This window comes from Halomonas sp. AOP7-B1-5 (genome assembly GCF_052353045.1).
Classification (GTDB): Bacteria; Pseudomonadota; Gammaproteobacteria; order Pseudomonadales; family Halomonadaceae; genus Vreelandella; species Vreelandella colorata.
Genome location: NZ_JBQTDC010000007.1, coordinates 47,649 through 72,941, shown reverse-complemented (window position 1 = coordinate 72,941; position 25,293 = coordinate 47,649). Strand labels below are relative to the sequence as shown.

Here is a 25,293-nt window from a genome sequence, read left to right as displayed (position 1 = left end):
TTCACCTTTTAAGTCGGATGACACCCATGTTTGGTTTTTTCAAGCGTAAGAAAAAGCACGACTCCCAACAGGAGCAGCAAAAGCAACTCCCTCAGGAACTCAACGATGATGAGCTGCTTGATGAATCGCCGCAGAAGCCGCTAGCCGACGCTGAAAACACCGCGCCGGAAGCCAAGCAAGAGATTGAGCCAGCGCCTGCTCCGCCTGAGATTAAACCGAAGCCGTCTGAGCCCGAGATCAAGCCGGAGCCGTCTGAGCCTGAGATTAAGCCAGAGCCGTCTGAACCCGAGATCAAGCCGGAGCCGTCTGAGCCCGAGATCAAGCCAGAGCCGTCTGAGCCCGAGATCAAGCCAGAGCCGTCTGAGCCCGAGATCAAGCCGGAGCCGTCTGAGCCCGAGATCAAGCCGGAGCCGTCTGAGCCCGAGATCAAGCCAGAGCCGTCTGAGCCTGAGATTAAACCGGAGCCGCCTGAGCCTGAGATCAAACCGGAGCCTGCGCCAGAAATTAGCCCAGAACCTGCTCCTGAACCTGAAATCGATCCAGTGCAGCCGGAACCTGAGATCCAGCCTGTGCAGAAGCCCGAGCTTCAAGAGAAGCCGGTGGCTGCCAAGAGCGAAAAACAGGGCTGGTTTGCGCGGATTAAATCAGGCCTGGGTAAAACCCGCGCCAATTTAGCCGACGGTATTTCCGATCTGTTTTTGGGTAAAAAACAGATTGATGACGAGCTGCTAGAGGATTTGGAAACTCAGCTATTAATGGCCGATGTGGGCATTGAGGCAACCAGCGAGATTATTGAGCGTCTAGAGAAGCGTGTGTCGCGCAAGGAGCTTAATAACCCTGAAGCGCTTTACCGTGGCTTGCAGGAGGAGTTAGCTGCCATGCTTGGGCCAGTGGCAACGCCGCTTGATCTGGATAAGTCACAGGATGGCCCCTTCGTTATTCTGGTCGTTGGGGTGAACGGCGTGGGTAAAACGACCACGATTGGCAAATTGACTCAGCGCTTTCAGCGTGAAGGCAAAAGCGTGATGCTCGCGGCGGGCGATACCTTCCGTGCGGCGGCGGTTGAACAGCTTAAAGTATGGGGTGAGCGCAATAGCGTGCCGGTGATTGCTCAGCATACCGGCGCCGACAGCGCCTCGGTCATATACGATGCGGTAGCCGCCGCCAAAGCGCGCGGCGTAGATGTGCTAATCGCCGATACGGCAGGGCGCCTGCATAACAAGAGTCACTTGATGGAAGAGCTAAAAAAGGTCCATCGCGTCATGCAAAAGCTTGATGGCACCGCTCCCCACGAAGTGATGCTGGTACTGGACGCTGGCACCGGGCAAAACGCTATCGCCCAGGCGAGTACGTTCAATGAGGCCATTCCCGTGACCGGCATCACGCTGACTAAGCTGGACGGCACCGCGAAGGGCGGGATTATCTTTGCGCTGGCGAAGCAGCTCAAAACCCCTATTCGCTTTATCGGTGTGGGTGAAGGGCTGGATGATCTGCGCCCCTTTGAAGCCAACGACTTTGTTAATGCGCTGTTTGATCGCCAAGGGGATGATGCCAGCGCATGATCGCTTTTGAGCACGTCGGTAAGCGCTACGGAGGACGCTTTGAAGCCCTGGCGCACCTGGATTTTCGTGTGGAGCGCGGTGAAATGGTGTTTTTAACCGGCCATTCCGGCGCGGGTAAAAGCTCCTTGTTACGCCTGATTATGCGCCTTGAAAAGCCCAGCCGTGGTCGAGTTGTCGTGGCAGGGCATGATATCGCGCAGCTTCACTCAAGCCAGGTGCCTTTCTATCGGCGCCAGATAGGCGTGGTCTTCCAGGACCATCAGCTGCTGTTTGATAGAAGCGTGTTTCACAACGTTTCACTGCCGCTGGAAATTCAGGGTATTGAACCACGGGAAACGGCGCGCCGTGTCCGCGCTGCGCTTGATAAGGTTGGCCTGCTCCATCGTGAAAAAGCGTTACCTGTCGAGCTTTCCGGCGGTGAACAGCAACGGGTGGGCATCGCCCGGGCGGTCGTTAATAAGCCTGCCCTGCTGCTTGCCGACGAGCCGACGGGCAACCTGGACCCGCAGCTTTCCGCAGACATCATGGCGCTGTTCGAGGACTTCAACCGCATCGGGACGACGGTCATGATTGCAAGTCACGATCTTGCCTTGATTGCGCGCTTGCGGCACCGTATTTTACGCCTGCGCGATGGGCGCCTGGTCGGCGATGAGGGAGCCGTATGAAGCGTGCCACGACACCTAGGCGTCCAACCGGCGCAGCACCCCGGGCAAAGCGTAGCGCGGCCGTGCCACGCCAGGAGGCGCCCAAACGGCGTGGGGCAAACTCCCAGCAAACCCGGTTTTCAAGCCGCATGCGCGCCTGGGGGCGCCACCACCGGGCGATGAGCTGGGACAGTTTTTATCGGCTGGTGCGCCATCCGGTCGGCAACCTGCTTACCATGCTCGCGATTGCGATTGCGTTGGTGCTTCCCGCCGCGCTATGGCTAACCCTGGACAGCGCTCGATTATTGGATGCAGAGCTTGATGAAAGCGCCACTCTCACCGTCTATCTGGCGACGTCCGTCGATGCGGCTCAGGCGGTAAGAATTGAAGAGGCGGTAAGTGCTGAGCAGGCGGTCCTCGATACGCGTATGATCAGTGCCGAGCAGGGCATGGCCGAGTTCCAGCAGTCTTTGGGGTTGGATGATGTGCTGGCAGGTCTTGATGACAATCCGCTCCCAGCGAGTATTGTGGTTAGGCCCCAGGATGTCGAACCAGCGGCCATGCAACAGCTGGCCATGACACTGGAAGCCCTGACCGGAGTCGATGAAGTCAGGGTTGATTTAGCTTGGGTTGAGCGGTTACGCCATTTGGCAGCGCTTGGGCGGCGGGTGGCGTTAGCGCTAGGCATGCTGTTTGGGCTGGGCGTGCTGCTAGTGGTAGGCAATACGATTCGTCTGGCGGTTGAAAGCCGGCGACGGGAAATCGAAGTGGTAATGCTGATTGGTGCGACCCATGCCTTTGTACGTCGACCATTTTTATACAGTGGCGCCTGGTATGGCTTGGGAGGCGGGATTTTATCGTTAGGTTTACTGGGGTTGGGCAACCACTGGCTATCGCTTCCTGTGGCGGCGCTTGCCGCAAGTTACGGCGCAAGCTTTTCATTACCACAGTTGGATATCACAGGCTCTATAATTTTGCTATCCTGCAGTACGCTACTAGGCTGGCTGGGCGCTTGGCTTGCAGTAACTCGTCATCTTTCCAGCATTCGCCCACGCTAAGGTGATTAGCCGGTGTCCGCTAACCGTAACAATGGTTAATTACCCTGGATACAGTTAGCCCAAGGATGTTGGCGTTAAATGCCAAACGAAACAAGTGAACCTTGCTTTTTCAGTAAGGTCTTAGTTGTTAATTGAGGCGTACGATTTGATTTCAACCACGTAGTGATTTCAACCACGTACGTCAACCACGATAGGTTTGAAGGGAGACCACCTGCACATGAGCACTAGTCTTCTACCGGTGGGACAGCTTTCTCCAGGTCATGACCTGGGCGGCTATATTCGAGCGGTTAACGGCATTTCGGTGCTAACTGTTGAAGAAGAGCGCGAGCTTGCCTTCCGCCTGTATGATGATGGCGATTTAGAGGCAGCACGCCGCTTGGTACTGTCGCATCTACGTTTTGTGGTGCATATCGCGCGCAGTTATTCGGGTTATGGGCTGCCCCAAGCTGACTTGATTCAGGAAGGTAACGTCGGCTTGATGAAAGCCGTCAAGCGCTTTGATCCCAATCAAGGGGTGCGCCTGGTTTCGTTTGCGGTTCACTGGATCAAAGCGGAAATTCACGAGTTTGTGCTGCGTAACTGGCGGATCGTTAAAATCGCCACTACCAAAGCCCAGCGTAAACTGTTCTTTAACTTGCGCAGCGCCAAGAAGCGTCTTGCCTGGTTGAATAACGATGAAGTCGATGCCATCGCCAAAGATCTCGATGTTAAGCCCGAGGTAGTGCGCGATATGGAAGGGCGCCTATCTGCTTATGATGCAGGCTTTGATGCTGCGCCCAACGACGATGAAGAGAGCGCTTACCAGGCGCCGGCTTATTTTCTGGATGATGCCTCAGCGGACCCGGCGACTAAGCTTGAAGACAGCGACTTTGAGGAAGACTCAACGCGCCGTTTACAGCTTGCCTTGAAAGGCCTTGATGAACGCTCGCGGGATATTCTGCAGCGCCGCTGGCTCACCGATAATAAGGCGACATTACATGACTTGGCCGATGTGTACGGCGTAAGCGCCGAGCGTATCCGTCAGCTTGAAAAGAACGCGATGAAAAAGCTGCGCCAAAAAATGGGCGATGCTATCGCGGCGTAAGCCTACATAGTCAGCTTTGCCTCGCCAGAACGTTGCATCGTTTGAAAAAAACCGGCCTCTATCGATTAGAGAGCCGGTTTTTTATGGCCGCCTAGGTGTGCATGGCTATTTTTGGCGCCGCGCTTTGATGTATTTCCACAGCCAGCTGCCCGGCATGATTGACGCCACACAGGCACAGGCGAGAGCCGGGGCCGTGAAATCCAAAAATGAATCCAGCGACCAGTGGTTGAATAAGCCATAAAAGTAGCCAACCTGATTGGCCCCGCCGCCCGCATATTCATGCTGAGCAATCTCACGCCCTAAAAATACCGCCACAATCAACGAGCCCGCCACCCAGCGGCCCACAAACGGCCAAAGCAAGGCTTGAAAGATCAGCGCGATAACCGCGTGTTCAAGGTGGGTAATATTCAAAAGAAGCCTTCCTTTGGCGAGGTGGTTGATATGGCATGGGCGGTATGCCCATCGCCAGCCTCCGAAGTGTGGATGGTTGGGTTGCCTAAGGTCTAAGAGATTAAAGGGAAGTTGATAAGTTCTTAAGAGCAGCTATTGGCGAGTTAGTTCTAGCTTCATTATGTAGTCCGTATCGCAAATATCACCCATCTGAAAATTATGCGAACCGATGACAACAAATCCTCGCGACTGATAAAACATTATCGCTTGTTGATTGTTTTCCCAGACGCCTAGCCACAAATATGTTCTATCAAGCGCTTTGGCAATTTCTCTGGCTTTCTCGAAAAGCCGCTTGCCGAATCCTGCTCCTTTGAACTTGCGCGCGAGATAAATTCTTTCAATTTCTAGCCCTGACTCTTCCTGCATCTCCGTTTGAGCGTTTCCCCAATTTACCTTTAAATAGCCTGCGCATAGGCCCTCGACTTCCAATAGCCAGAACTGGGATTGTGTATGCTTTAATTCATTTTCCAGTTGGCTGACAGAAAATGCTTTGTCTAGATACTTGCTCATAACCGTTTGCGGATAGAAATCAGCAAACGTTTCAATATAAGTCTGACGTCCAATATCAACGAGCCCGTCAGCATCTTCAACAGTCGCCTGTCTAATCGTTAAGTCCATGGATATTCCTGTTACTTCAATTGATAGCTAAAGCAATACTTGAAGAGTTGGGCGACTACAATGTTGTGCTAGGTGGGAGAATGTAAAATGCCTCTCTTCGCCAGCGGCGAGGCAGCGTATAAGCGAAAAAGAGTGGCCAACTGCGCTGTTGGCCACATGCGCAGTTAAGCCGGTTGGGGCACTTCACGCAGTAGTTGGCTGGCTAAAAATGCCCACTGGTCTTCCCAGTGTTCTGTGGGCAGCCGCTTGAAATCGCTACGCACATATTGCGAGATGCGGCCTTCCGCCTGGGTGATTAACAAATTAGCGGCTGCCGGTGCTGGAATGCTCGGGCGGCGGCCTTCGCGCAGTTCCGCTTCGCGAATGATCTGTTTTAGCTGCATTTCCAAGCGTTCAAACAATTGATGAACGCGCTGGCGCAGACGCGCCGTTTCGCCGGTCAGAACGTCGCCGCCCATCACCCGAGCAAGCCCAGGGTTTTTCTCGGCAAAGCCCAGCAATAGCGCCAGAATCGTGCCGCAGCGTGCGGTGGCCTCAGGGACGTCTTCCAGAATCCGCGTAATACGCGCAAAAATACTCTCTTCAATAAAGTCGATTAAGCCTTCAAACATCCGCGCTTTACTGGGAAAGTGGCGATAAAGTGCTGCCTCAGAAACGCCTACCTGGCGCGCCAGGGCGGCCGTAGTAATTCGTTTTCCGCTATCTTCTTCAAGCATTAACGCAAGCGCCTGAAGAATCTGCTCGCGGCGGCGAGGTTTTTGATCGTCGCTCATGACGTTAGCCCTCCGTCGCGGTTAGCTCGCGTCAGTGATGAGAGTGCCGACCCCGGCGTTGGTGAAAATTTCCAGCAACACCGCGTGTGGCACACGCCCATCAATAATGTGCGCGCTGTTAACACCATTTTTCACTGCATCAAGCGCGCAGCGTATTTTGGGCAACATGCCGCCATAGATGGTGCCGTCGGCAATCAGGGCATCTACCTGCAGAGTGCTTAGCCCGGTCAATACCTTGCCTTCGCCATTCATCAATCCCGCTACGTTGGTCAGCAGCATCAGCTTTTCGGCATTTAACGCCTCGGCTAATTTGCCAGCCACCAGGTCGGCGTTAATGTTGTAACTATGGCCTTCGCCATCTACGCCGATCGGGGCGATCACGGGGATGAAATCGCGGGCAGCGAGCATCTCGATCAAATCAGTTGAGATCGACTCAACTTCACCCACGTGACCGATATCGATAATTTCCGGTACGGTCATTTCCGGGCTCTGGTGCTCGACTTTCAGCTGGCGGGCGCGTATCTGAGCGCCATCTTTGCCCGTTAAGCCAATCGCTTTGCCGCCGCTTTGATTGATCAGGTTGACGATGCTTTTATTGACCAAACCGCCCAGCACCATTTCAACGACATCCATGGTTTGCGAGTCAGTCACGCGCATGCCGTTAACAAAGCGCGATTCGATATTGAGCTTTTCCAGCAGGCTACCGATTTGCGGACCGCCGCCGTGGACGACCACGGGATTGATACCTACCTCTTTCATCAGCACGATGTCGCGTGCAAACGAGTTGATCAGGGTATCTTCCGTCATCGCATTGCCGCCGTACTTGACCACGACGGTTTTGCCGGAAAACTGCTGAATATAGGGAAGCGCCTCGGAAAGCACCTCCACAACGACCTGGGGGTCGCGACTGGCTGAATTCATAGTGTTGTCCCTTGCTTACTGTTTTCTTTTGTCCAGTGTTCTTTTGCTTAGATAGTACGTGGTTAACGGCTATTATTATCGTGTTGCGCTTACCAAAGTGCGCTTAAACCGGCGTTTCGGGAATCTTAAGCGTAGGCGCAACGCGTGCTAAGGCGTTGGCAAAGCGTTCCCTTATACGCGCCAGTGCTTCAGCATTTTTCCCCTCAAAGCGCATCACTAACGCCGGAGTGGTATTGGAGGCGCGGCATAACCCCCAGCCATCGGCGTAGTCGATACGAATGCCATCCAGCGTGGTTTTGATACCTTCGCCGAAGTCGCCCGTGCGGGCAAGCGCTTCAATCAGGCCAAATTTCTCTTCATCACTAACGATTATATTGATTTCTGGCGTGCTTAGATCCTGAGGAAAGCGGTCAAAAAAGGCGTCTGCATCTTCGTTATAAAGCGCCAGAATTTCCAGCAGACGTGCGGCGGCGTAAAGACCGTCATCAAAACCATACCAGCGTTCTTTGAAGAAAATATGGCCGCTCATTTCCCCACCCAGCTGAGCGTTGGTTTCCTTCATACGCGCTTTGATCAGCGAGTGACCGGTGCGCCACATCTCAGGCTCGCCGCCAGCCTCGCTAACCACACGGGCAAGATTGCCGGTGCACTTGATATCAAAAATCACCTTGGCGCCCGGGTTGCGCGAAAGCATGTCGGTGGCAAAGGCCATCAACAGATGGTCGGCGTAAATGATTCTGCCGCGCGGGGTGACCACGCCAACCCGGTCACCATCGCCATCAAAGGCAAGCCCGATATCGGCACCGGTTGCCTGAACGCTCTTGATCAGATCCTGCAGGTTTTCAGGCTTGCCGGGGTCAGGGTGGTGGTTAGGAAAGTGGCCATCGATATCGGCAAACAAGGCTGTGGTCTCGACGCCTAGCCGCTCGATCAACTGCGGGCCAAGCTCGCCAGCCACGCCGTTGCCGCAATCCACGACGGCTTTTAAGGGCCGCTTGACGTGCACATCTTCCAGAATGCGCGTGAGATAGAGGGTGCGAATATCGTGCTGACGAACACTGCCCTGGCCAGTGGTTAGCTCGCCGGCTTGAATGCGTTCAAAAAGCGCGGCAATGGCTTCTCCTGACAGGGTTTCCCCGGCCAGAACAATTTTGAAACCGTTATAGTCTGGCGGGTTGTGGCTGCCGGTGACCATTACGCCAGAGCGGCTCTCAGGCAGCGTGTGAGTGGCAAAGTAGAGCGCAGGCGTGGGTACCATGCCGATATCGATAACGTCGCGTCCAGCGGCTGTCAGGCCGCGGATCAGCGCCGCTTGCAGGCGCTCACCGGATAGGCGCCCATCCCGGGCAACGATAACGGTTTGCTCGCCGCGCGCGGCCGCCTCAGCACCCACGGCACGCCCAATCCATTCTGTGGTGGATTCGCTCAGCGTTTTATCGACGATGCCGCGAATATCATAAGCACGAAAAATCGAAGCAGGTACGTCCATTCGCTCTTCCTGTTACTACGTAATGTTAGTGCTACGTAATGTTAGCCGGGCTTGCGCTTGTCGGTGTTGATGGCCAGTACGGTTATTGGCGGCCAGTGCTGCCAAAGCCGCCGCTGCCCCGGGTGGAGTCAGTAAAAGCATCTACAATGGAAAGCTCGGCTTGCACTACGGGCACGAGCACATATTGCGCCAGCCGCTCAAATGGCGACAGCGTAAAGGCGCTCTGGCCTCGGTTCCATACCGATACCATCAGCTCGCCCTGGTAGTCGGAATCGATCAGCCCCACCAGATTGCCCAATACAATGCCATGTTTATGGCCAAGGCCCGAGCGGGGAAGAATCATCCCGGCAAGGCTCGGGTCTTCAATATAGATGGCAAGCCCCGTTCGTACGAGCTGGCATTCACCAGGCTGTAGCGTCAGCGGCTCGTCAAGCAATGCCCGCAGGTCCATGCCGGCGGAGCCTTCGGTCGCATAGTGCGGCATATAGTCATGCAGGCGCTCATCAAGCACTTTGCACTGCAGGCGGGGGCGGGTAGTCATGAACGGCTCCAACATAAAAAAGAGATATTAAAAACAGGTCTTCAAAACAGGTACTAAAAACAGGTGTTAAAAAGAGATATTAAAAAGACAGCAACGCCAGCGCCTGACGAATGATGCCCTGCGCAAGCTGGGTTTTGGGCTGAGGGGCTTCCAGGCGGTGCTCGGTGCCTTGCGCCGTGCGCCAGAGTAGCAGCGCCGCATTGTCGTTGCTGCCAAAGCCCAGGCCTGCCTGAGAGACGTCGTTGGCGATAATCATATCAAGCCCTTTGCGATTAAGCTTATCGTGGGCGTACTGCTCCAGCTGCTGCGTCTCTGCGGCAAAGCCTACGACCATGGGGCGCTTGCCCGCAGGCAGGGCGGCCACATCGGCAATAATGTCCGGGTTTTTGATCAGCGTGAGCGTCAGCGTGTCGCGATCGGCCTGCTTTTTAAGCTTATGCTCGGCAGGCGAGGCCGAGCGGTAGTCGGCAACTGCGGCGCAGCCAATAAATAGCGTGGCCTCAGGGGCCAGGCGCATGGCTTCTTGATGCATCTGCTCGGCGGATTCAACATCAATACGGGTAACGCCAGCAGGCGTGGGAAGCGCTACTGGCCCGCTAATCAACGTCACGCGGGCGCCTTGAGCCACTGCCGCTGCGGCCAGGGCATAGCCCATTTTACCCGAGCTGTGGTTGGAGAGATAACGCACTGGGTCAAGTGCCTCGCGGGTAGGGCCCGCGGTAATCACCACATGCGGACTATTGCTTGTCAGCGGGGTGGCAGAAAAGTGACGCGTAACCGCCTCAAAAATGGCCTCAGGCTCGCTCATGCGCCCTGGGCCGACATCGCCACACGCCTGGTCGCCAGCGGCAGGGCCGATGAGCTGCCAGCCATCGGCGCCCAGCTGCGCTACGTTGCGCTGGGTTGCCGGGTGGCGCCACATGGCCTGGTTCATGGCAGGGGCAATCAGCTTGGGCGCTTCACTGGCCAGACACAGCGTGGTGAGCAAATCATCCGCCATGCCGTGAACCAGCCGGGCAATCAAGTCAGCTGTTGCGGGGGCGATCAGCACGATATCCGCCCAGCGGGCGAGTTCAATATGCCCCATCCCGGCTTCTGCTTCCGGGTCAAGGAGCGACGTGCGCACCGGCTCGCCGGATAACGCCTGTAGCGTCAGCGGGGTAATAAATGCCTGGGCGCCGCTGGTCATTACCACGCGCACTTCACAGCCGGCCTGCTTGAGCAGCCGCACGATCAGCGCACTTTTATACGCTGCAATGCCCGCGCTAATGCCCAGGAGAATGCGTTTACCAGCAAGCGTCGATACCGTCGTCGGGGTAACAGAACCAGTAACAGAAACAGAAACCATGGCAAAGGGTCCACATGAGCGTTCTTGGGGAGGCTTACCATATCATCCGTCTTACTAATTTGGCATGTTAGCGCTGATAACGTGTAGGCTAGGTTTACTGAGCTTTTGGGCGCGTGTATTTGGGCGGACAGGGAAATGGGGGATGAATGGGGATCAATCACTGGCCGGAGGGCGAGCGGCCGCGGGAAAAGCTGTTAACCATGGGTGCGCAGACGCTTTCAGACGCGGAACTGCTGGCGATTTTCTTGAGGGTAGGGGTGCAGGGCCGCTCGGCGGTCGATTTAGCGCGTGATCTGCTTACAGCGTTTGGCGGTCTGCGCCCGCTATTGGAAGCCGACCAGGCAAGCTTTTGCGCCGCCCACGGTTTGGGCAGCGCGAAATTCGCTCAGCTACAGGCCACCCTTGAGATTTCAAAGCGTCATTTAGCCAGTCAGCTGGCGCGCGGCAACGCGCTGACGTCGCCTGAACTGGTGCGCCATTATCTGAGTTCTCAGCTGCGCCATTTGGGCCATGAGGAGTTCGCGGTAATTTTTTTGGACACACAGCACCGAATTATTCGCTATGAATCCCTGTTTCGCGGTACCCTAGACAGCGCATCCGTTTACCCCCGCGAAGTTGCCAAGCGCGCATTAGAACTTAGCGCTGGCGCCGTCATCCTGGCCCACAATCACCCCTCCGGTGTGGCTGAGCCAAGCGATGCTGATCGTCGTATCACCGAACGCTTAAAAGAGGCCCTTGGCCTCTTTGACGTGCGCGTACTGGATCATTTCGTGGTGGGAGATGGAGACGTGGTCTCTTTTGCCGAGCGTGGCTGGCTATAAGCAGTAGATGAAGAGCAGGCGTATCGCGCTGGCTTTACAGATAAATTACGCCAAAAACGGCTTTTTTTAGCCTTTTCGGGCGGTTTTGCTTGTCGTTGGTCGGGTGCTCTGGTATAAAGTGCCACCTTTAAACTTGGGTTGAATAACGGATTTGGGCACAGCTAGGCGGTTAACGGCGTCGACTCCCTCTCTTCCGGTTTGCCCGACAGTTTTGAACACTCAGGCTTATACCCTGGCCAAGCGGTTGGAGGCTCTCATGTCCAAAGTATGTCAGGTTACCGGCAAGCGTCCGGTAACTGGTAATAACGTTTCACACTCCCAGCGTAAGACACGTCGTCGTTTCTTGCCGAACCTGCACACCCATCGTTTTTGGGTTGAAGCCGAAAACCGCTTCGTCAAGCTGCGCGTTTCCTCTAAGGGCATGCGCATCATCGACAAGAAAGGTATCGAGACGGTTCTGGCTGATATCCGTAAGCGCGGCGACGCCATCTAAGACAGCATTTTTGGGAGAGTAAAACCATGCGCGATAAGATCAAGCTGGTGTCCAGTGCCGGTACAGGCCACTTCTACACCACTGATAAGAACAAGCGGAACACGCCGGATAAGTTCGAATTCAAGAAATACGACCCGGTTGTCCGTAAGCACGTTATCTACAAGGAAGCCAAGATCAAGTAATCGCGCAAGCGATGATGATCGGCTTCCACTGCAGGCGAACGCCTGTTGAAAAACCCGGCCCAATGCCGGGTTTTTGCATGCATGGCGTTTATCGGTGCTTATTGCGACAATACGCTCTCGCGTGTGAACCGATATCGTAACTAGGTCCTCTTCATGCCCGAACTGCCCGAAGTTGAAACCACCAAACGCGGCATTGCACCCTATCTTGAAGGTCAGGAAATTACTGAGGTGCTTGTTCGTCAGCCGCGCTTGCGTGTTCCTGTGCCTGACGACCTGCCTGAGCGGTTGATCGGTGCGCGCATTGGTACCCTGACCCGGCGCGCCAAGTACCTGCAAATCCCCATACAGCAGTCGCCAAATGCGGCAACGCTGCTATGGCACCTGGGGATGTCGGGCAGTTTGCGTATTGCCCAGGTGGGCGACATCCCTAAAAAGCATGACCATGTCGATGTCGTCACCGCCAGTGGACATGTGCTGCGTTATCATGACCCGCGCCGCTTCGGTTTTGTCGATTGGCAGCTGGGCGACGGCACGGCGGATAGGCGCTTGGTTCACCTGGGCCCCGAACCGTTTGATGAGATGTTTAACGGCGAATGGCTGTATAAACTGTCGCGCAATAAACGCGTGGCGGTGAAGCCCTTTTTAATGGATAACCGCATCGTGGTTGGCGCGGGTAATATTTACGCTACTGAAGCGCTGTTTATGGCCGGCATCGACCCCCGCCGTGCGGCCGGACGTATTTCCCTTGCGCGCTACAAGCTGCTGGCCGCCGCCGTCAAAGAGGTATTGGCAGCCGCGATTACCCAGGGCGGGACGACGCTACGCGATTTTGTCAGCGGTCAGGGTGAGCCTGGCTATTTTGCTCAGCGGCTAAATGTATACGGGCGCCAGGGCCAGCCCTGTTTACGCTGCGGCGCTGAACTTCAGCGTATTACGCTTGGCCAGCGTGCCAGCGTTTTTTGCCCTGGCTGTCAGCGTTAAACGCTGGCCTACCCTTTGCTACTTTGTTATCTACGCTTTTGGAGACTGTTGTGACCCAACGCCTGCGCTTGAATAAAAACGCCGATCGCCGCTTGAAAGCAGGCCATCTGTGGATCTACTCCAACGAAGTGGATATTAAAGAAACGCCGCTTAAAAATTTCACTGCTGGCGAAACCGCACTGGTCGAGGCCTCCAATGGTAAAGTCCTGGGTGTAGCGTATATCAACCCGCACTCGCTGATTGCGGGCCGCGTGATGTCCCGTGACCCGGATATGCGCCTGGATCGCTCGCTGTTTGTACACCGCTTTAATCAGGCGCTGTCACTGCGTCAGCGTGTCTATGACAAGCCGTTTTACCGCCTGATTCATGGCGAAGGCGATTTGCTGCCTGGGCTGGTCATCGACCGGTTTGGCGATGTGCTGGTGGTGCAGCTGAATACCGCAGGCATGCAGGCACTGGCTGATGAAATTGTTGATGCACTTGAAAAAGTGGTTAAGCCTGAAGTGATTGTGTTCCGTAACGATACCGGCGGACGTCGTCAGGAAGGCCTGGAAGCCCACGTTGATGTGGTAAAAGGCACGCTGCCCGACGAAGTGTTGATCGAAGAGAACGGCACGCGCTTTGTCGTACCTGTGCTTAATGGCCAGAAAACCGGCTGGTTCTTTGATCACCGCGAAAACCGCGCTTGGCTCAATAGCCAGGTGGCCGGTAAGCGCGTACTCGACGTGTTCAGCTATATAGGTGGCTGGGGCGTTCAGGCGGCGGCAAATGGCGCCTCTGAAGTGCTGTGTATCGATGCCTCTGGCCCGGCGCTTGAGCAAGTGGCGCGTAATGCCGAGCTCAATGGCGTTCAGGAACAGGTAGCAATCGGCGAAGGCGACGCCTTTGAAGCCCTGGCGGCGCTCAAAGCCGACGGCGAGCAGTTTGACGTGATCATTCTGGATCCACCCGCGTTCATCAAGAAGCGTAAAGATATCCCTAACGGCGAGCGGGCGTACGCGCGCTTGAACCGTGAAGCGATGCGTTTGCTGGGCCGTGACGGCCTGCTGCTGTCGGCGTCGTGCTCCATGCACCTGGCGACAGATCGCCTGGTAGATGTGGTTCGCGGCGCGGTACGCCATCAGGATCGCCATGGTCAGGTGATTTTCCAAGGCCACCAGGGCCCCGATCATCCGGTACACCCGGCGATCCCGGAAACGTCTTACCTGAAAGCGTTAGGCGTACGGGTATTTCGCGATTAATGGTGAGCGTTGAGTTTTGGGGCGAGTAAGGCGCTAAGCACAGGCAGCATAAGGGGCAACGTGATGGAGTGGGCGCTACCTGATCCTTTTGTGATCGATATTCACGTGAGCGAAGAGGCGATAGACGCCTATCAACACGTGAATAACAGCGAATACCTACGCTGGGTCGAGCAGATTAGCTGGGCCCACTCCGAGGCGCTTGGCCTGTCTCTGGAGCGCTACCGCGAGTTAGATCGCGCCATGGCGGTACATCGCCATGAGCTGGACTACCTTGCCCCCGCGTTTGCAGGCGATGAGCTGGCGCTGGCTACTTGGATTGTAGAGTGCGATGGCCGTTTTAGCCTGACCCGGCGTTTTCAGCTTAAACGCCAGCGGGATGCAAAAACGCTATTAAACGCGCGTACCCGGTTTGCGTGCATTGCGCTTTCCAGCGGGCGGCCCAAACGGCTGCCCGATGAATATCAGGGAATCTATGGCGCGGCGCTGGTCGACGAGTGACGTTAAATTTCTGGTATAAAACCGGATAACGCTAGAATTTTCTCCTATAAAACGCCTTAACCGGCGTTTTTTTTGTTTTTAAATCGGGCGATGGTGGCAGGCTTAAGCTGTGCTGTAATTGAAGAGAGACAGTATCGGTCCGCTTACACTAGGAGAGATCCAATGAACGTTGCCGTCCCGAAGGAAATTAAAAATCATGAGTACCGCGTAGCGCTGACGCCCACGGGCGCGCGTGAACTTACCAGCCGCGGCCATACGGTTTACGTGCAGGCTGGCGCGGGTGAGGGTGCAGGGTTTAACGACAGCGACTACGCAGCCGCAGGCGCACAGATTGAGCCCGATGTGGCCACTCTTTGGCAAAGCGCTGAGCTTATTTTAAAAGTTAAAGAGCCTCAAAAAGACGAAGTCGCACGGCTTACTTCCCAGCACACGCTTTTTACCTACCTGCACTTGGCGGCCGAAGAGGCATTAACGCGTGGCTTGATGGAGAGTGGGGCGACCTGCATTGCCTACGAAACGATTACCGATGCCCACGGCGGACTGCCGCTCCTCGCCCCGATGAGCACCGTGGCCGGGCGTATGGCCGTTCAGGCGGGCGCGCATAGCCTGGAAAAAGCCCAGGGTGGTGCTGGCGTGCTGCTGCCCGGCGTACCGGGCGTGGCACCGGGTAAGGTCACCGTGATTGGCGGCGGCGTGGTGGGTGAAAACGCTGCACGCATGGCGCTGGGGCTGGGTGCCGATGTGACGATTCTGGATAAATCGCTGGCTCGTCTGGAGGTGCTGGATAGCCGCTATCAAGGGCGTATAAAAACGGTTTACTCCACGGCGGATGCGCTGGATCATGCGGTGCGCGAGTCCGACATGATTATCGGTGCTGTGCTAATACCGGGAGCGGCGGCGCCCAAGCTGATTACCCGTGCCATGCTTGGCGATATGAAGCCCGGCAGTGTGCTGGTGGATGTGGCGATTGATCAGGGCGGCTGCTTTGAAACCAGCAGGCCCACCACCCACGCCGGACCTACCTATATCGTGGATGGCATCGTGCATTATTGTGTGGCCAACATGCCGGGCGGCGTGGCGCGCACCTCAACGCTTGGGTTAACCAACGCGACGTTGCCGTTTGTACTGGCGCTTGCCGATAAGGGCTGGCAGCAGGCACTGGGCGATGACGCTAACTTCCTGCCAGGGCTTAATGTACACGCCGGGCAGGTTACTTACGCGGCCGTCGCCAACGCCTTTGGCCTGGAGAGTGTAGACCCGTCAAGTCTTATCCGGCGTTAAGCCTATGACGTGGTAAGCTATTCTTAGTAAAAATAATTAATTTTATTTAACATTAGTGAAGCGTCAGCGCTTTACTAATCAGGCTAAGATGCTTTATTAATAATGCGGCGGTATTTCGTCTTCAGGACGAGCCGTGCCTTGAGTATTATCGGCTTGAAACGCCTGGTGCTGCTCGCGTAAGCGCTCACGCATTAGAGCGCTTATCTGTTCGAGTTTGGCGAGTCGTTGCTCTTGTTGCGCAACGGCCTGGTCGAGGGTGTCCAGCCAGTGTTCCTGGTAGGCCAGGCGACTTTCTAGCGTTTCAAGACGTTGCGTTAGCTCAGCAGGAGAAAAGTCTTGTGTCATGGTAACATGGCAACCTTGTGTAATATGTCCGGTACTGTTAGGAATGGGCCTGATAGTTCGGGTATTGTCCTTCGTCTGTTACCCATACAACAAGAGAGCTTTTATCATCTATGAATCCAAAAGTTGTGTTTCGCTGTTTCTTAATCAGTGTATTACTAGCCGCCCCCACGCCACTTCTGTTGGCCGGGATTGTTCATTTAACCAACGCACCCTTGGCCGATTTATGGCAGGCTGAGTTAGCCATCAGCGGCGTCAGCAGCATCTATATCGCCGTTGCCCTGGGTAGCTTTATCGTTTTATGTATTGGTACGCTGGCAACGGCTGCCCTGGCGCCGCCAGTGGTCGTCAAACCCGTTGCAGAGCGTTCAGAAGCAGGTCGTGTTCAGGCCGCACCGCGTCAGCCTCAACCGGTCGATGAAGTGGATGATGAAGAGGAAGATATCATCGACTTTAACGATGGGCGTGAAGAGGGTGAAGTGAAGTGGTTCAATACCAATAAAGGCTACGGTTTTATTACCCGCGATAACGGTGAAGATGTGTTTGTTCACTTTCGTGCTATCCGGGGCCGCGGTCCGCGTATGCTAGCAGAAGGCCAAATTGTGCGTTACCACGTGATTAAAAATGACCGTGGTTTGCAGGCCGACGATGTGAGTATTATTGAGTAACGATTGCACGATTAAGCAAGATGACGATCGACCCCGCCTAGGCGGGGTCGATTGCGTTTAAGGCGGTGGTTAACGGCCCGAATCCGGCCACTCTATGGCGCCTTCTTTACCACCGGGCAGAACCTGCCAGAACCGGTCAGGGTCATCATTGCCTGGATGCCAGCCCCCAAGCGAGCAGCGAATTTCCGTTTGCAGCGCTTCGGCGGCGTGTTGCGCGCACTCCTGGTCGGTCATCCATGGCGTGTGGCTGCTATCAAACCACAGGCTGGCAAAGCCATCCGCCACGTTATCGACCAAGAGGATCGGCACCTCTTCGCCCTGGTACATGCCGCGGGTTTTCCACTTGCCTTTGCCCGCCGGTGTTAGTGGCGGGGCGGAAAGCGCGCTGGCAAGCCAGGCGTTAAGCGTGTCATGAGAAACGCGGGCAACGTACACTTCAATATCCGGATACTGCTCCATTATGCGCTTACCTCATCCGACGTTAGCAGTGCCTGAAGCGTCGCCTCATAGATCCGGCTCAAGTCATCCAGGTCGCTGGCGCGTACGCGCTCGTTTACCTTGTGAATGGTGTCGTTAAGCGGGCCTAGCTCGACCACCTGAGCGCCCAGCGTGGCGATAAAGCGGCCATCGGACGTGCCGCCGCTGGTCGATAGCGCAGGGCGCTTACCCGTGACAGCTTCCACGCCGCGAATGGCAGCGTCAACCAGCTCACCTTCTGCGGTCAGAAACGGCTCACCATTCAGCGTCCAATCCAACTGATACTCTAAACCATAGCGCGCCAGAATCGCGTGGGTACGCTCTTTAAGCTGCTCGTGGGTCACCTCGGTCGAGAAGCGGAAATTAAACACCACTTCCACATCGCCAGGGATCACGTTAGTCGCCCCGGTGCCCGCGCGCAGGTTGGATATTTGAAAGCTGGTGGCGGGGAAGAAATCGTTGCCCGCATCCCAGTGCTCATTGACCAGGGCGTCCAGCGCAGGCATCGCCTGGTGGATCGGGTTGCGTGCCAGATGCGGGTAAGCCACGTGGCCCTGAATTCCTTGAATATGCAAAACGCCACCCAGCGAGCCGCGTCGACCGTTTTTAATCACATCGCCCAGGCGATCGGTAGATGAAGGCTCGCCCACAATGCAGTAATCAAGGCGCTCATTGCGCTCACGCAGCTGTTCGACCACGGCGCGAGTGCCGTCGACGGCCGGGCCTTCCTCATCCGACGTGATTAAAAACGCGATGCGGCCATCATGGTCAGGGTAGCGGGCTACAAAGCGTTCCACGGCGGTAAGCATAGACGCCAGGCTGCCTTTCATATCCGCAGCGCCCCGCCCACAAAGCATGCCTTGCTCATTAATGCAGGGTGAAAACGGTGGAAATTCCCAACCGGTGGGCGGCCCGCTGGGTACCACATCGGTATGGCCGGCAAAGGCAATCACCGGGCCATGATGACCGCGTACGGCCCAGAAGTTCTGCACATCGCCAAACGGCATTGGCTCAATATGAAAACCGAGCGCCGTTAAGCGCTCGATCATGATGTCCTGGCAGCCTTCATCGTCCGGCGTCACTGACGGGCGGCTTAACAGCTCAAAGGCAAGCTGTAGCGTTGGCGACAGCGTGTCAGGCTCAGTTATGGGCATGCAGCGCCTCGTTCAGCGCGATGGCGCTTTTATTGGTCAGGCACTCGACACGGCCATTTTTAGAGTTACGGCGCAGTAGCAGGTCGTTTTGGCCCGCCAGTTCGCGTGCGGCCAGGGTTTTAACCTCGTTGCCTTCGTCATCCAGCAGGGCTACTTTGGTGCCTGCGGTGATGTACAGGCCGGATTCGACCGTGCAGCGATCGCCCAGCGGAATGCCAATACCGGCATTGGCACCGATCAGGCAGCCTTCGCCTACTTTAATGACGATATTGCCGCCGCCGGATAGCGTACCCATGGTGGAGCAGCCGCCGCCCAGGTCAGAGCCCTTGCCGACCATGACGCCAGCTGAGATGCGTCCTTCGATCATGCCTGGGCCTTCGGTGCCAGCATTGAAGTTCACAAAGCCTTCATGCATAACCGTGGTGCCTTCACCCAGGTGCGCACCCAGGCGTACCCGTGCGGTATCGCCAATGCGGATGCCGGTCGGTACCACGTAGTCGGTCATTTTGGGGAATTTATCGACACAGTCGACGGATAGCGCACGACCGGCCAAGCGCGCTTTCAGGCGACGCGCAGGCAGCTCTTCGATATCGATCGCGCCTTCGTTGGTCCAGGCGATATTGCGCAGCAGGCCGAACATGCCGGTAAGATCCAAACCATGCGGCTTGACCAGGCGATGCGATAACAGGTGGAGCTTAAGGTACACCTCAGGAGCCGTTTGCGGCGCCTGATCCGTTTCAATGAACATCGCTACCAGCGGGCGTTGGCTTGCCTCAAGCGACTCAGCAAGCTCGGCTTGTTCCGTGTGACCAGCTGCTTCAAGCGCTTTGGCCAAACGGGTGCAGTCTTCCGGTAAAAAGCTAACGGCTGCATTGCCCTGAGGGGCATTAAGCGCTTCTTTGGCAGCGTTAACCAGGCTTTCCTGTGGCTTGAACAGCGGTGCCGGGTAGTAAATTTCCAGCCAGTCGCCTTGAGTATTCTGCGTGCCAATTCCAAGCGCAAAGCTCAACATAAACGTTCATCCTGTCGTTAATAAGGTAGTTAACCGAACAGTTAACAGAAGCCAAATGTCGGTACGATAATCTGTCGGTATAACAATTTGTGGGTTTAACAAGGTGTTGATATAAAAGTGTTTGTACAAAAGCGTTGATACAAATAATCACATTAGCGGCGTTGAATCAGCCGCTAATCTTAGCGTAATCGCCGTCGCGGTAACCCACTTGTATGGCGTCACCGCCGGTATCCAGAAGCGGACGTTTAAGCAGCGTCGGGTGTTTCAGCAGCAACTGGCGCGCAGAGTTGGCGTCCAGGCTGTCTTTGTCTTCCTGAGGAAGGTCGCGCCATGTCTTGCTGCGCTTATTGACGACTTCAAGAAGCGGAGCCCGCTCCAGAATATGCTCAAGTAGTCCTGCCGATAAACCATCTTTGCGCAAATCGTGGGTTTTGAACGGTATGCCGCTTTCTTCCAACGCTTTGCGCGCCTTACGGCACGTATCGCAGGTATCAATGACATAGAGTGTAAACATGGTATCTCCTTTCGTGCTGTTCGTGCCGTAAAGATGTGAGTTAACCACGCTCAATCAGCTGACGGATACGCTGGGCGGCTTCAAGGGTCGGGGCAAGCTCGGCCACTAGCGCAAGGCGCAGGCGACCCGCGCCTGGATTAATGCCCTGTGCGTCAGGGCGGCCCATCAAGCTTCCGGGCAGTACGCTTACGTTCTGCTCGGTAAAAAGCCGCTGAGTAAAGCCAATATCATCACCACCTGGTACGGCGGGCCACAAATAAAAGCTTGCCTCCGGTGTGGGGAAGTCCATTACCGGCGCCAGCACATCGACCACGGCGCTAAATTTTTCACGGTAGGCATCGCGGTTGACGCGTACGTGCGCTTCATCCTGCCATGCAGCAATGGAGGCGTGCTGAACCGGTAACGACATGGCACAGCCGTGATAGGTGCGATAGCGCTTAAACGGGGCCAGAATATTGGCATCGCCCGCCACAAAGCCTGAACGCAGGCCCGGTAAGTTAGAGCGTTTCGACAGCGAATGAAACACCACGCAGCGGCGATAGTCATCGCGGCCAAGCTCTGCGCAGGCCTGTAAAAGCCCGGGCGGCGGCGTCTGTTCATCCAGATAAAGCTCGGAGTAGCACTCGTCAGACGCAATGATGAAATCATGCTCATCGGCCAGCGCAATCAGCTGTTTGAACTCGTCGATCGAAGTCACTGCGCCGGTGGGGTTACCAGGCGAGCAGATAAACACGATTTGCACATCGCGCCAGGTAGCCGGGCTAACCGTGGTGAAGTCCGGCCGAAAGCCGTTGTCTGCGGTGCAGTTTAAATAAACCGGCTCGCCACCGGCCAGAAGCGTCGCGCCTTCGTAAATCTGATAAAACGGATTGGGCACGACTACGTTGGCAGGGCGCGTGCGGTCAAGCGCGGCCTGCACAAACGCAAAAATGGCTTCACGGGTGCCGTTTACGGGCAGTACCTGGCGCTCGGCATCCAGACCCGGCAGCTTGAAGCGGCCGGTAGCCCACTGGGCCAGCGTGTCACGAAACGCTGGCAAGCCGTTGGTGGCCGGGTAGCGGGCCATTTCCAACTGGTGTTTAACCAGTGCTTCGAGTGCTGCCGGGTAGGGTGCGTGCTGGGGCTCGCCAATCGTCAACGGAATATGCGTCAAATCAGCCCGGGGTGTTAATTCGGCTTTAAGCGCGGCCAGTTTCTCAAACGGATAGGGATGAAGGGCAGCGAGATCAGGGTTCATGGCGAGTCCGTTGAGAGTGTTTTGTTGAGAGCGTGCCCTGCTAGCGTATTAAAACGACAGGTGTAAGGCGCCGATTATAGCAAGCCCCGGTGTGGGCTCAAACTTAAGCGCCATGCTCAAACCCCCAAGACCTCAATCAACCGCTCGCGCAGCTGCTGCTGGCGCAAGGGGTCGGTTAACGGCTCGCCCGATTTGGTGGTGATAAAGAATACGTCCTCAACGCGCTCGCCCAGGGTGGCAATTTTAGCGGTCGACAGCGCGATATCCTGCTCCATAAAAATACGCCCGACCCGGGCCAAGAGTCCTGGTCTATCCGGGGCTGTGAGTTCCAGGAGCGTGCGCTCATTGGCCGGGTCCTGCTCGATCAGTACTTCGGTGGGCACTTTAAAATGCTTTAGCTGGCGCGGCGTATGGCGGGTAACGATCTCGGGATAGTCGTCAGGGTCGTCAAGCTCTTCAACCAGGTGCTGGCGCATTTCATCGATGCGTGCCGGGTCGCGAATCGGCTGGCCATGGCTATCCAGTACGATAAAGGTGTTCAGCGTCCAGTTGTTGTGCGAGGTGGCGATACGCGCATCGTGAATCGAAAGCCCTAACTGCTCCATCGCCGCGGCGGTGGCGGCAAACAGGTCGTCGACCGAGCGGGTGTGAATAAACACCTTGGTGCCACCTTCCGCCATATCGATCGTCGGCGCGCTGATTAAGACCAGCGGCAAGGGGGAGGCGTTATGGGCCAGGATTCCCTGGGTCTGCCAGACAATTTCGCTGGGGGCGTACTGTAAGAAGTAATCCTCGCCCAGTGATTCCCAAAGCGTATCGATTTGCGCGCGTCCAATCCCGATGGAATTGAGCAACGAGCGGGCCTCAGAGCGTGTTTCCCGCACCCAGTCATCACGGTCAGGCGGGTTTTTAAGGCCGCGCCGCAGAGCACGTTTGGTTTCAGCATAAAGCTGGCGCAGCAGTGACGCCCGCCAGCCGTTCCACAGCGTCGGGTTGGTGGCGTTGATATCGGCGACCGTCAACACATAAAGGTAATCCAGGCGCGCTTCGTTACGCACTACCAAGGCAAAATCGCGAATAACGTCGGGGTCACTGATATCGCGCTTCTGGGCGGTCATCGACATGAGCAGATGATGCTCGACCAGCCAGCTGGCAAGTTTCGTATCGTGCGGCGTGACATGGTGACGCTGGCAAAAGTGCTCAACGTCCCGGGCGCCAATTTCTGAATGATCCCCACCGCGGCCCTTGCCGATATCGTGAAACAGGCCCGCTATCCATAAAATATCCAGCTTGGGCAGCTGGTTGATAAGGGCTGCGGCCACGGGGAACTCGTCCTTGGCGCTGGGTTTGCGAAACCCGTGCAGGAATTTCAGCAGGCGCAGGGTATGGGCATCCACCGTGTAGATATGAAACAGATCGTGTTGCATCAGGCCTACCGCGCGGCCAAATTCGGGCAGGTATTTACCCAGAATGCCGTAGCGGTTCATACGGCGAAGCTGGCGCGGCACGTTACCGGGGGCGCGCAAAATTTCCATAAACAGCCGCTGATGCAGCGGATCATCGCGGTAGTGGTCGTCAATCTGGTGGCGATGGTCACGGATAAGGCGGATGGTATCCGCGCGTACGCCTTCAATTTCGGGGTGCCTGGCCATGAGCAGGAACAGCTCCAGCATGGCTTCCGGCTGCTCGCGAAACAGGCTGCGCGTGCGCGCTTGAATATAGCCGCCCTTGGTTTCAAAACGCTCGTTGAGCTGAATGGTTTCCAGCGCCTCTTTGCCGCGCAAGATCACTTCGTCAAAGTGCTGGAGCAGCATATCGTTCAGGCCGGCAAGCGCCGTTACATGGCGATAGTAGCGCTTCATAAACTGCTCGACGGCTAAGCGTTCGGGCGTGTCTTTAAAGCCAAACAGTTCGGCAATCGTGCGCTGATGGTCAAACAGCAGCCGGTCTTCGGCGCGATCGGTCAGCATATGCAGGGCGTAACGCACCTGCCATAAGAACGCCTGGCCCTGGCTTAAAATACGCAGCTCGGCATCGTTCATGAAGCCATTAGCGACAATGTCGGCGTACTGCTCTGTGCCGAAGTGGCGCTTGGCGATCCAGCCAATCATCTGAATGTCGCGCAGCCCGCCGGGCGAGCTTTTCAGATTCGGCTCAAGATGGTACTCCGAGTTGTTGTACCGGTAGTGGCGGGTAATCTGTTCCTGCCATTTAGCTTCAAAGAAGCGATCGGCAGGCCAGAGATGCTCGGTGCTTAAGCGCTCTTGCATGGTTGCCCGCAGCGACTCAGGCCCGGCAATCAGGCGTGATTCAAGCAGGTTGGTGATGACGGTGACATCCGCTCTGGCTTCGCGTTCGCAGTCATTTAACGAGCGTACGCTGTGACCAATCTCCAAGCCGATATCCCATAAGAAGGTGATAAACGCAGTGAGTGGTTCACGGTAAGCGGTGTCGTCATCCTGCTCAAGCAGCAGCAGCAGGTCGATATCCGAGTGAGGGTGTAGCTCACCCCGGCCGTAACCACCTACGGCGACCAGGGCTACGCCGTTATCGGGCCAGGCGTGCAGACCCCAGGCAATAGCCAGCAGTTGGTCCAGGTACCAGGCTCGCCCGCGCACCAGATCGCGTATATCAGCCCCTGAGCGAAACCGGTCATCCAGCCGAGCCTGAAGTTCGCGGAGCGCCGTTTTAAACGGCGCAATGGGCGAGCGCGAGCCGGCAAGCTCCGCACGAAAAGCCTCAAGATCATACAGCGAGGTGTCCGGCTCGAACCGGTAATGGTGAAGGAGCATTAGCGATCTAGAAAGCTAAAGTCTTCATCGCTACGCGCGGTCAGGACTTCAACCCCGGTTTCGGTCACCAGCAAGGTGTGCTCCCATTGAGCCGACAGACTCTTGTCTTTGGTGACCGCTGTCCAACCGTCGCGCAGGACTTTGGTTTTGTAATCACCCACGTTAATCATGGGTTCGATGGTAAAGCACATGCCGGCTTCCAGGGTGATATCAGCTTCAGGCGCATAGCCATCGTAGTGCAGAACCTGAGGCTCTTCATGGAAACCCGCGCCAATGCCATGCCCACAGAAGTCGCGTACCACAGAGTAGCCATGGCTTTCGGCATGTTTTTGAATCGCTTGGGCAAGCTCTGAAAGACGCACGCCGGGTTTTACCAGGGCGATGCTTTTATACAGGCATTCCTGGGTGATCCGGCACAGGCGCTCACCTTGAATGGTTTCGCCGATGACAAACATCATGCTGGAGTCGCCGTGGTAGCCATCCGGCGTCTTAACCGTGACATCCAGATTCATGATGTCGCCATTCTTGAGCTTTTTATTGAAATCTGGGAAGCCGTGGCAAACCACGTGATTCAAGGAGATACAGGTGGCGTGGGTATAGCCGTGGTAGTTGAGTGGGGCAGGCGTGGAGCCCAGTTCATTGACAATATATTCATGACACAGTCGGTCGATCTCGCCGGTGCTGACGCCCGCCTGTATATGAGGCGTGATCATTTCAAACACGCTGACGGCTTGGCGCCCGGCTTCGCGCATTTTCTCGATTTCTGAAGGTGTCTTGATGGGAACGTTCATGAATTCTCGATATGGGTTCAGGCGGTAGTTAAGAATACAGTATTAAGAAACAACGGGATTAAGAAAAGTAGCCAGGAAACAGTGTTAAGCGACAATAGTAAGTAAGCCTACTAAGTAACAGTCTTAAGCGACAAATAAAGATCGTAACACGGGCTGCGACTTCATCTTGGCAACGATCTATGGTATAAAGCCGCGCGCTTTCCTGCAATCGTCATTCCTGGCTTCTTTTCCGCTAGTAGGCGATCATGGTCAGTCGAACGACCCGTTGCGCGTTCATTTTGGATGCGCGGCTAATATAGCAAGCCTTGAAAACACACATGC

At 55.9% G+C, this 25,293-nt stretch carries 27 protein-coding genes; 12 read left to right on the top strand and 15 right to left on the bottom strand.

All coding sequences use genetic code 11. The annotated features are described in order from the left end of the window. The first annotated feature begins 26 nt into the window (after positions 1-26). The 4 genes from ftsY to rpoH all read left to right on the top strand — a co-directional run bounded on the left by ftsY (position 27) and on the right by rpoH (position 4,348). Entirely contained in the window at positions 27-1,562 is a 1,536-nt protein-coding gene (gene ftsY / locus ACT3XD_RS05940; protein ID WP_417421205.1) for a signal recognition particle-docking protein FtsY, read from the top strand. Then, the gene (gene ftsE / locus ACT3XD_RS05935) at positions 1,559-2,227 is read left to right on the top strand and encodes a cell division ATP-binding protein FtsE (RefSeq protein ID WP_018918297.1); all 669 of its coding nucleotides are present in this window, start codon (positions 1,559-1,561) and stop codon (positions 2,225-2,227) included. Before ftsY ends, ftsE begins: the two co-directional genes overlap by 4 nt. Next, the gene (gene ftsX, locus ACT3XD_RS05930) at positions 2,224-3,264 is read left to right on the top strand and encodes a permease-like cell division protein FtsX (protein ID WP_192538110.1); all 1,041 of its coding nucleotides are present in this window, start codon (positions 2,224-2,226) and stop codon (positions 3,262-3,264) included. Before ftsE ends, ftsX begins: the two co-directional genes overlap by 4 nt. Positions 3,265-3,481: 217 nt before the next feature. Continuing rightward, positions 3,482-4,348: an RNA polymerase sigma factor RpoH gene (gene rpoH / locus ACT3XD_RS05925; RefSeq protein WP_018918295.1), complete on the top strand. Its 867-nt coding sequence runs from the start codon at positions 3,482-3,484 to the stop codon at positions 4,346-4,348. A gap of 105 nt (positions 4,349-4,453) precedes the next feature. On the opposite strand, the gene ACT3XD_RS05920 is transcribed toward rpoH, so the two are convergent. The 7 genes from ACT3XD_RS05920 to coaBC all read right to left on the bottom strand — a co-directional run bounded on the left by ACT3XD_RS05920 (position 4,454) and on the right by coaBC (position 10,488). After that, entirely contained in the window at positions 4,454-4,759 is a 306-nt protein-coding gene (locus ACT3XD_RS05920; RefSeq protein WP_192538109.1) for a hypothetical protein, read from the bottom strand. A gap of 132 nt (positions 4,760-4,891) precedes the next feature. Beyond that, complete coding sequence (locus tag ACT3XD_RS05915; protein WP_192538108.1) at positions 4,892-5,416, bottom strand: GNAT family N-acetyltransferase; 525 nt, start codon at positions 5,414-5,416, stop codon at positions 4,892-4,894. A gap of 164 nt (positions 5,417-5,580) precedes the next feature. Further along, positions 5,581-6,189 carry a nucleoid occlusion factor SlmA gene (gene slmA / locus ACT3XD_RS05910; protein ID WP_192538107.1) on the bottom strand — a complete coding sequence of 203 codons (609 nt, stop codon included), beginning with the start codon at positions 6,187-6,189 and terminating at the stop codon, positions 5,581-5,583. A 21-nt stretch (positions 6,190-6,210) separates the two neighbouring features. After that, positions 6,211-7,110 (bottom strand): acetylglutamate kinase, encoded by a 900-nt coding sequence (argB, locus tag ACT3XD_RS05905; protein ID WP_192538106.1) that lies wholly within the window; start codon positions 7,108-7,110, stop codon positions 6,211-6,213. 103 nt (positions 7,111-7,213) lie between these two features. Next, positions 7,214-8,599 carry a phosphomannomutase/phosphoglucomutase gene (locus ACT3XD_RS05900; protein WP_192538105.1) on the bottom strand — a complete coding sequence of 462 codons (1,386 nt, stop codon included), beginning with the start codon at positions 8,597-8,599 and terminating at the stop codon, positions 7,214-7,216. A gap of 82 nt (positions 8,600-8,681) precedes the next feature. Beyond that, the gene (gene dut / locus ACT3XD_RS05895) at positions 8,682-9,140 is read right to left on the bottom strand and encodes a dUTP diphosphatase (protein ID WP_192538104.1); all 459 of its coding nucleotides are present in this window, start codon (positions 9,138-9,140) and stop codon (positions 8,682-8,684) included. 79 nt (positions 9,141-9,219) lie between these two features. Further along, the gene (gene coaBC, locus ACT3XD_RS05890; protein WP_192538103.1) at positions 9,220-10,488 is read right to left on the bottom strand and encodes a bifunctional phosphopantothenoylcysteine decarboxylase/phosphopantothenate--cysteine ligase CoaBC; all 1,269 of its coding nucleotides are present in this window, start codon (positions 10,486-10,488) and stop codon (positions 9,220-9,222) included. A gap of 146 nt (positions 10,489-10,634) precedes the next feature. Here coaBC and radC point away from each other — a divergent pair, with 146 nt between their 5' ends. The 7 genes from radC to ald all read left to right on the top strand — a co-directional run bounded on the left by radC (position 10,635) and on the right by ald (position 15,985). Beyond that, entirely contained in the window at positions 10,635-11,309 is a 675-nt protein-coding gene (gene radC / locus ACT3XD_RS05885) for a RadC family protein (RefSeq protein ID WP_172118509.1), read from the top strand. Positions 11,310-11,565: 256 nt separating this feature from the next. Continuing rightward, complete coding sequence (gene rpmB, locus ACT3XD_RS05880; RefSeq protein WP_009724126.1) at positions 11,566-11,802, top strand: 50S ribosomal protein L28; 237 nt, start codon at positions 11,566-11,568, stop codon at positions 11,800-11,802. A 26-nt stretch (positions 11,803-11,828) separates the two neighbouring features. Further along, on the top strand, positions 11,829-11,984 hold the full coding sequence (gene rpmG, locus ACT3XD_RS05875; RefSeq protein WP_009098622.1) for a 50S ribosomal protein L33: 156 nt from the start codon (positions 11,829-11,831) through the stop codon (positions 11,982-11,984). A gap of 153 nt (positions 11,985-12,137) precedes the next feature. Beyond that, entirely contained in the window at positions 12,138-12,965 is an 828-nt protein-coding gene (mutM, locus tag ACT3XD_RS05870; protein WP_192538102.1) for a bifunctional DNA-formamidopyrimidine glycosylase/DNA-(apurinic or apyrimidinic site) lyase, read from the top strand. 50 nt (positions 12,966-13,015) lie between these two features. After that, positions 13,016-14,206 carry a class I SAM-dependent rRNA methyltransferase gene (locus tag ACT3XD_RS05865; protein WP_018918286.1) on the top strand — a complete coding sequence of 397 codons (1,191 nt, stop codon included), beginning with the start codon at positions 13,016-13,018 and terminating at the stop codon, positions 14,204-14,206. 63 nt (positions 14,207-14,269) lie between these two features. Continuing rightward, positions 14,270-14,704, top strand: coding sequence for an acyl-CoA thioesterase (locus ACT3XD_RS05860; RefSeq protein ID WP_192538101.1), 435 nt, complete (start codon positions 14,270-14,272; stop codon positions 14,702-14,704). Positions 14,705-14,866: 162 nt separating this feature from the next. Next, a complete protein-coding gene (gene ald / locus ACT3XD_RS05855) occupies positions 14,867-15,985 on the top strand; it encodes an alanine dehydrogenase (protein ID WP_192538100.1) in 1,119 nt (372 codons plus the stop codon). 96 nt (positions 15,986-16,081) lie between these two features. On the opposite strand, the gene ACT3XD_RS05850 is transcribed toward ald, so the two are convergent. After that, entirely contained in the window at positions 16,082-16,330 is a 249-nt protein-coding gene (locus ACT3XD_RS05850; protein WP_018918283.1) for a SlyX family protein, read from the bottom strand. Positions 16,331-16,440: 110 nt separating this feature from the next. Here ACT3XD_RS05850 and ACT3XD_RS05845 point away from each other — a divergent pair, with 110 nt between their 5' ends. After that, a complete protein-coding gene (locus ACT3XD_RS05845; RefSeq protein WP_225736151.1) occupies positions 16,441-16,995 on the top strand; it encodes a cold-shock protein in 555 nt (184 codons plus the stop codon). A gap of 69 nt (positions 16,996-17,064) precedes the next feature. Here the strand turns inward: ACT3XD_RS05845 and ACT3XD_RS05840 are convergent, their stop codons facing one another. The 7 genes from ACT3XD_RS05840 to map form a co-directional block, all read right to left on the bottom strand. Next, complete coding sequence (locus tag ACT3XD_RS05840) at positions 17,065-17,454, bottom strand: hypothetical protein (protein ID WP_192538099.1); 390 nt, start codon at positions 17,452-17,454, stop codon at positions 17,065-17,067. Beyond that, positions 17,454-18,626: a succinyl-diaminopimelate desuccinylase gene (dapE, locus tag ACT3XD_RS05835; RefSeq protein WP_192538098.1), complete on the bottom strand. Its 1,173-nt coding sequence runs from the start codon at positions 18,624-18,626 to the stop codon at positions 17,454-17,456. The genes ACT3XD_RS05840 and dapE overlap by 1 nt, the downstream gene beginning before the upstream one ends. After that, positions 18,613-19,638 carry a 2,3,4,5-tetrahydropyridine-2,6-dicarboxylate N-succinyltransferase gene (gene dapD / locus ACT3XD_RS05830; RefSeq protein ID WP_018918279.1) on the bottom strand — a complete coding sequence of 342 codons (1,026 nt, stop codon included), beginning with the start codon at positions 19,636-19,638 and terminating at the stop codon, positions 18,613-18,615. Before dapD ends, dapE begins: the two co-directional genes overlap by 14 nt. Positions 19,639-19,804: 166 nt before the next feature. Next, complete coding sequence (locus ACT3XD_RS05825; RefSeq protein WP_018918278.1) at positions 19,805-20,152, bottom strand: Spx/MgsR family RNA polymerase-binding regulatory protein; 348 nt, start codon at positions 20,150-20,152, stop codon at positions 19,805-19,807. A 40-nt stretch (positions 20,153-20,192) separates the two neighbouring features. Beyond that, positions 20,193-21,389 carry a succinyldiaminopimelate transaminase gene (gene dapC, locus ACT3XD_RS05820; RefSeq protein ID WP_192538097.1) on the bottom strand — a complete coding sequence of 399 codons (1,197 nt, stop codon included), beginning with the start codon at positions 21,387-21,389 and terminating at the stop codon, positions 20,193-20,195. Positions 21,390-21,505: 116 nt separating this feature from the next. Continuing rightward, positions 21,506-24,181: a [protein-PII] uridylyltransferase gene (locus tag ACT3XD_RS05815; protein ID WP_192538096.1), complete on the bottom strand. Its 2,676-nt coding sequence runs from the start codon at positions 24,179-24,181 to the stop codon at positions 21,506-21,508. Next, complete coding sequence (gene map / locus ACT3XD_RS05810) at positions 24,181-24,972, bottom strand: type I methionyl aminopeptidase (protein ID WP_192538095.1); 792 nt, start codon at positions 24,970-24,972, stop codon at positions 24,181-24,183. The genes ACT3XD_RS05815 and map overlap by 1 nt, the downstream gene beginning before the upstream one ends. Positions 24,973-25,293: the final 321 nt, after the last annotated feature.